This is a genomic window from Eudoraea sp., assembly GCF_049665975.1.
Classification (GTDB): domain Bacteria; phylum Bacteroidota; class Bacteroidia; order Flavobacteriales; family Flavobacteriaceae; genus Eudoraea.
Map to the genome: position 1 here is coordinate 1 of NZ_JBATGR010000366.1, position 6463 is coordinate 6463.

Genomic DNA, 6463 nt, shown 5'->3' on the forward strand with positions numbered 1-6463 from the left:
GATGAGATGATTAAAGCTGTAAAAGATCATGGCTGGGACGGGGAGTGGTATTTACGCGCATACGATTATTTTGGCAATAAAGTAGGATCTTCAGAAAATGAAGAAGGAAAGATTTTTATTGAATCTCAGGGCTGGTGTACCATGGCTGAAATTGGAAAAGAAAATGGGATGGTCGAGAAATCTTTAAATGCAGTGAAGGAGCATCTGGATTGTCAATACGGAATTGTCCTGAATTATCCGGCCTTTACGAAGTATTATATAGAGTACGGTGAGATTTCAACTTATCCGGCGGGCTATAAGGAAAATGGGGGTATCTTTTGTCATAACAACCCCTGGATTATGATTGGAGAAACCATGCTGGGGCGTGGCGATCAGGCCTATGAATATTACACAAAAATAGCACCTAGTTTTCTCGAAGATTTGTCGGATTTGCATAAGGTAGAGCCCTATGTCTATTGCCAAATGATAGCAGGTAAAGAGGCACATAAGCCCGGTGAAGCAAAAAATTCATGGCTGTCTGGTACCGCCTCCTGGAATTTCTATGCAATTACACAGCATATTCTTGGTATCAGTCCTGAATATGACGGATTGTCAATTAACCCCTGTATTCCCTCTAAATGGGATGGGTTTAAGATGAAAAGGGTGTTTAGGGATGTTACTTATAATATAGAAGTTAAAAATCCGGAACATATAAGCAAAGGGATAAAAACAATACTGGTAAATGGGATAGCCATTAATTCCAATATTGTTCCCATTCTGGAAAAGGGCAAGGAACATTCTGTGGAAGTAATAATGGGATAATGAATTTAAAAGTTATATTAATTAATGAGGAAGTTTGTTTTTTAGAATACCGTAAACAAATGTCCCAAATACAGCTGCTGCAATAACAATCAGCATACTTATTACCCCCGTGCCAAATAGAACATACAAGGGCCCGGGGCATGCACCTGCAAGTGCCCAACCTAAACCAAAAATAGTGCCACCTGTAATATAACGGATGAAACCGCTATCCTTTGGGATCAGGTGTATTTGATTCCCTTCTATATTTTTCACGCCAAAAATTTTAAATAACCAAACAAACAAAGCGCCCAAAAATACTGCTGAGCCAATGATACCGTACATATGAAACGACTGAAACTTGAACATTTCATAAATCCTGTACCAGGAAACAGCCTCAGATTTTACAAGTACTATTCCAAAGAAAATACCTACCAATAAGAATTTTAAAACTTTCATTGTCTGAATATTAAGGGTAAAAGAAAATGGGTCATTATTAATCCCCCAATAAAAAAACCAACTACTGCAACCAGCGAAGGCCATTGAAGATTACTAAGCCCTGTTATGGCATGACCCGAAGTACAACCACCCGCGTAGCGCGTTCCAAAACCAACCAGAAAACCTGCAATAATAAGAATAGCCATTCCTTTAATTGTTAAAACATTATCCCATCCATAAATTTCAGAGGGTAAAAGATCTTCACCTGCATTGTTAAATCCAAGTTGACCAAGGTCTGCAATGGTTTGAGAATTTAGGGCGATGGCTGAACCGTCAGACAAAAAAGTAACGGCTATATAGCCACCAATAATGGCTCCAAGCACCACAACAAGGTTCCAGCGATATGCTTTCCAGTCAAAACGGAAGAAATCAGAATATTTCCCGGCACCGCCAATACTGCATAGGGTTCTTAGTGTGGTTGACATGCCAAATGTTTTGCCAAAATAAATCAGCAATAACATTACCAGGGTAATTAAGGGTCCTGAAACATACCAGGGCCAGGGTTGAAGTATGTAGTCCATTTCTTTTATTTAAATAAAATATTACGCAATAATTGTGGGATTCATGGAATATAAATTACTCGCATGGAATTTAATTGAAGAATACTTTTTTCAACTTTAATCTCTCCCAAATAAAAAAGATTAGATTATTGTTTCTCGTATACTTCGCTCATAAACCCTGGCAGGGCCTCGTTAGTAGTGTTAGTTAACTTATTACCACTAAGGTTATATAAGATTAAAGTAGTATTTAAAAATAAGGATAACTGCGAGTTTTGAAATTGCCAGACTCCAGAAGAGGTATTACTTGTACCGCTACACCTGATATCATAAAGCCCTCCTGTTATGGTAGTTATTTCTATATTGGCAACGGTTGAGCCCCAGGTACCGTCATTATTTATAATTAGTGTTCCGGTTGCGCAAGGAAGTTCAGTTAAAATATTTGAAGTCGTATTCTCATCTCCGTTAATATCCTGAGGCGGATTAATATTCAGTTCGGCCAAACTCCAGGTACCCACAACGGCATCATTATTATTCTCAGGGGTTGAATTATCGTCCGATGAGCAAGCCTGTAAAATTAACATGAAGACCATTAGGGGTATTAGAACCTTGATTTTTTTCATCGCTATTTTTTTTATTATTCAAATGTAAATGTTTTTGATGGAATTAGAAACTTAGGGGCAAAGTGAAAGAACTTTAAAACATCAACTATTTATAGTATTTAATTAGATTAAATTTAATTGAAGGAATAGTGGTTATGGGAATTTCTATGTTGCTCGTATTTGAAAAATTTGGACTGTAAAAGAATGGTTTTTGAAATTGGAATAAAGAGTATAGCTATAGGGAAAAGTTTTTATTCTTACGGCTTTTGCAAATAAAGCTTATTAAACATTATAAAAACTATTAGCTTTGGGTAAATGGTTTTTAAAAAGTGCATACAGTTTTAACTTTTTATTTTATACAGTTGAATTATGAATAAAATTAATTACCCAAGGTCATTTTCACATATTGGTATTACGGTTCCGGACATTAAAAGGGCTGTTGAGTTCTATCAGGAAGTCATGGGTTGGTATGTTATTATGTCACCATCGAAAGTCACAAAAGAAAGAGATACTGCTATTGGCCAAATGTGTATTGACGTATTTGGAGAGAATTGGGAATTTTTTGAAATCGCACATTTATCTACTTCAGATGGAATAGGAATTGAGTTGTTTTCATTTCCGAATATGGAGTATAAGAAACCAGATTTTTCCCCTTTTAGTACAGGACTTTTTCATTTTTGTGTTCAGGACCCGGAAATAGAAGCTTTGACAAAAAAAATTGTTGAATACGGTGGAAAACAACGAATGCCAATTAGGGAGTATTACCCAAATGAAAAACCATACAAAATGGTCTATGTTGAAGATCCTTTTGGAGTCGTATTCGAGATCTATACACATAGTTATGAATTGACGTATTCTTCCGGGGCCTATCAAGATTAAAAATCCGGATACACTATATAGTTTTTAACCAAAATGTATACAACGGAATAAAACTTGGAACATATTGTGAAGTACAAAAATAAATCAAGGTGAGAAAATTGAAATTAATACTGTTCCTTGCGGTTATTTTAGGTACTATATCTTTTATAGTTGTAAGCCCTTCAAAGGGCGGTAATGCTGCAGAAGATTGGAACTACCTTTTTAACGGAAAAAATCTTGAGGGCTGGGTAGTTAAAGTGCATCATCATGAATTGGGTGATAACTATGCGAATACTTTTCGGGTAAGCGATGGGAATATTCAAATTAACTATGATGATTATGAGGTATTTGATGAACGCTTTGCCCATCTATTCTATAATGAATCATTCTCGTCGTATCACTTAAAGTTTGAGTATCGGTTTACGGAGCAATGGTTAGAGGATGCTCCTGTTTATACCTATAGGAATAGTGGTGTTATGTTCCATTCTCAGGCTCCCAAAACCATATTAAAAGATCAGAACTGGCCCATTTCTGTGGAATATCAGATATTAGCCGATGAAGGGAATGGAGTTCCCCGACCTACCGGGAATATGTGCTCGCCGGGGACGGAGGTAATCTATAACAATGAAATTGATCCTCGTCATTGCATAACTTCATCTTCAAAAACATACAAATGGAACCAATGGGTAAGCGGAGAATTAGTTGTTTACGGCGATTCTCTTGTGACACATCTTGTCAATGGTGAAGAAGTATTGCAATATAGTAAGCCTCAAATAGGGGGAGGGGTGGCAGACGGATTTGACCCTGCAATCAAAATTGATGGTAAACTACTAAAAGAAGGGTACATAGGACTTCAATCAGAAGGTCAGGGAATTGAATTCAGGGAAATAAAAATTAAAAAATTAGATTATTCAATAAGGCACTAGCCGCTATATTACTAGCTAAAAAAAAGAATTTTAATTACTATGAAATCTTATAAATTATTTTTAATTATCCTGGGTTTGTTTCTGGTAAACTGTAAAACCAATCAAGAACCTGCACCCAAATTTCAACATGATATTAAAATGGGGCCAACTCCGTGGACCAGTGAATCGTTTGAGTTGGAGGAGGAAGACTTTACCTTTGCTATCATCTCAGATTTAAATGGAGGTGAACGCAAAGGAGTTTACAGTACAGCTGTATCCCAAATAAATAGATTGGATCCTACTTTTGTGCTTAGTGTGGGCGATTTAATAGATGGAGGTACAGAAGACTCTTTACAACTGGCCAAAGAGTGGGATTCTTTTGATGCGCGAACGTCAAAACTCAATATGCCTTTTTTTTATTTAGGGGGGAATCATGATCTGACAAATCCAAGAATGAGGGAATTCTGGAAAAATATATTTGGGCCACGCTATTATCATTTCGTATACGAAGATGTTTTATTTTTAATGATGGATTCAGAGGACTATACTGAAAAACGGATGTTAGAGATTTACCATGCCCGTGCTGAAGCCCTTAAAATTATAAATGGTGATATTGAGGGCGACTATGAAGATTCTGAATATTTTAATATGCCAGAACGTCGACTTGGAGGTATGAGTGAGGATCAATTGCTCTATTTTAAAAATGTCCTCAATCAATATCCCAGCGTAAAATGGACTTTTGTTTTAATGCACAAGCCACTTTGGAGGAGAGAAGATGATAAAGGTTTAGGGCAATTGGAAACAGTTTTATCTAATCGAAATTATACCGTACTTAACGGTCACCTGCATTCCTTTTCACACAGGATCCGAAACAATATGGATTATATGATCTTGGGTACCACCGGGGGAAGCCAGAAGTTGGGTGATTCTCTTGCTTTTGATCATATAACCCTGGTTAGAATGGCACAAAAACCTATAATTACACATTTAAAAATGGATGGTATTTTAAATGAAGCTGGCAAAGTTCCTTATTAGGTTATAGCCTGCATCCTGGAGTATGTTATAAAAAAAAAGTAACCTTTTCTAGCACCATTATTTACCCGTGAATGTCATTCTAATTGATTATATTGAGGCTGATTACTACTGGCAATGTTCCTATCTGATAATTGTTCTGTTAAGCATATAAATTCAATTTCCTATGGCAAGTCAATATTTAGATTTAGATACCCTTAAATTTTTACTTTATGAAGTACATGATCTTCAAAATGTTTTAAAACAAAATCGTCATGATAACTATGACCTGGAATCCATTGAACTTTTTTTAAATGCCGTTAAGGATTTTGCCGATAGGGAGTTGTTTCCCTTTTTTCACGAAATGGATGAGCAGCCTGCCCGTTTTGAAGATGGAGAAATAATTGTCCACCCACAGGTAAAAAATTACATAAAAAAAGGTGGGGAAATGGGACTTGTTTCCGGACTGTTTGACTATGATATCGGTGGGATGCAATTACCCGGTATGGTGGTTACTGCCTCGGCTTATATCCAGGAAACAGCTAATAATCATTTACCGGGTTACATTGGATTGACCCTTGGGGCAGCAGAGTTGATTGTAAAATTTGGTAGTAAAGAGCTTAATGATAAATTCGTTCCCAAAATGCTCACAGGCGATTGGACTGGAACCATGTGCCTTACTGAGCCACAGGCAGGAAGTTCTTTATCTGATATTGCGACTTCAGCTGAACCTTCCGGAGATGGCTATAACATTTCAGGGCAGAAAATATTTATATCAGGGGGAGATTTTAAAGGCGTTGAAAATGTTGTTCACTTGTTATTGGCCCGAATTAAAGGTGCGCCCGCCGGCACAAAGGGAATTTCTTTATTTGTTGTTCCAAAAAACAGGGAATCAACCAATGGTGAGCTTGTTTCGAATGATGTGACTACTTTTGCCGATTTTCAAAAAATGGGTCAGAAAGGCTATTGTACAACCCATCTTTTCTTTGGGCATAATGACGATTGTAAGGGATGGCTTGTTGGGGAACCCAATCAGGGATTAAAGTATATGTTCATGATGATGAACGGCGCCCGGATTGCTGTCGGACGAGGAGCCGCCGCTATTAGCATGGCCGCCTATCAGGCGTCTTTGTCTTACGCAAGAGAAAGACCTCAAGGGCGCCGTATAACAGATACAGGTAAGAAAGACGTGCATAAGGAACAGACTTTGATAATAAACCATCCGGATGTCAAACGAATGCTTATGCTTCAAAAGGTTGTCGCGGAGGGTTCATTAAGCTTGATATTACTTTCCTCAAAATACCATGATTTGTCT

The 6463-nt window shown here is 37.3% G+C and carries 8 protein-coding genes; 5 read left to right on the plus strand and 3 right to left on the minus strand.

Features of this window, described 5'->3' with window-relative positions; all coding sequences use genetic code 11:
- Positions 1-801: GH36-type glycosyl hydrolase domain-containing protein (locus tag WBN20_RS12440; RefSeq protein WP_424281923.1), on the plus strand; the 801-nt coding region annotated here is incomplete at its 5' end.
- A gap of 21 nt (positions 802-822) precedes the next feature.
- Here the strand turns inward: WBN20_RS12440 and WBN20_RS12445 are convergent.
- From WBN20_RS12445 to WBN20_RS12455, 3 genes are all read right to left on the minus strand, one after another.
- Positions 823-1236, minus strand: coding sequence for a DUF6691 family protein (locus WBN20_RS12445; protein ID WP_424274527.1), 414 nt, complete (start codon positions 1234-1236; stop codon positions 823-825).
- Positions 1233-1796: a YeeE/YedE family protein gene (locus tag WBN20_RS12450; protein ID WP_424281924.1), complete on the minus strand. Its 564-nt coding sequence runs from the start codon at positions 1794-1796 to the stop codon at positions 1233-1235. Before WBN20_RS12450 ends, WBN20_RS12445 begins: the two co-directional genes overlap by 4 nt.
- A 125-nt stretch (positions 1797-1921) precedes the next feature.
- Entirely contained in the window at positions 1922-2395 is a 474-nt protein-coding gene (locus WBN20_RS12455; protein WP_424281925.1) for a hypothetical protein, read from the minus strand.
- Between the two features lie 348 nt (positions 2396-2743).
- Between WBN20_RS12455 and WBN20_RS12460 the strand changes: the two genes are divergently transcribed.
- The 4 genes from WBN20_RS12460 to WBN20_RS12475 all read left to right on the plus strand — a co-directional run.
- Entirely contained in the window at positions 2744-3253 is a 510-nt protein-coding gene (locus WBN20_RS12460) for a lactoylglutathione lyase family protein (RefSeq protein ID WP_424270978.1), read from the plus strand.
- An 89-nt stretch (positions 3254-3342) separates the two neighbouring features.
- Positions 3343-4158 (plus strand): 3-keto-disaccharide hydrolase, encoded by an 816-nt coding sequence (locus WBN20_RS12465; protein ID WP_424281926.1) that lies wholly within the window; start codon positions 3343-3345, stop codon positions 4156-4158.
- Between the two features lie 39 nt (positions 4159-4197).
- The gene (locus WBN20_RS12470) at positions 4198-5172 is read left to right on the plus strand and encodes a metallophosphoesterase family protein (RefSeq protein WP_424281927.1); all 975 of its coding nucleotides are present in this window, start codon (positions 4198-4200) and stop codon (positions 5170-5172) included.
- A 163-nt stretch (positions 5173-5335) separates the two neighbouring features.
- A partial coding sequence (locus WBN20_RS12475; RefSeq protein ID WP_424281928.1) for an acyl-CoA dehydrogenase family protein occupies positions 5336-6463 on the plus strand: 1128 nt, incomplete at its 3' end.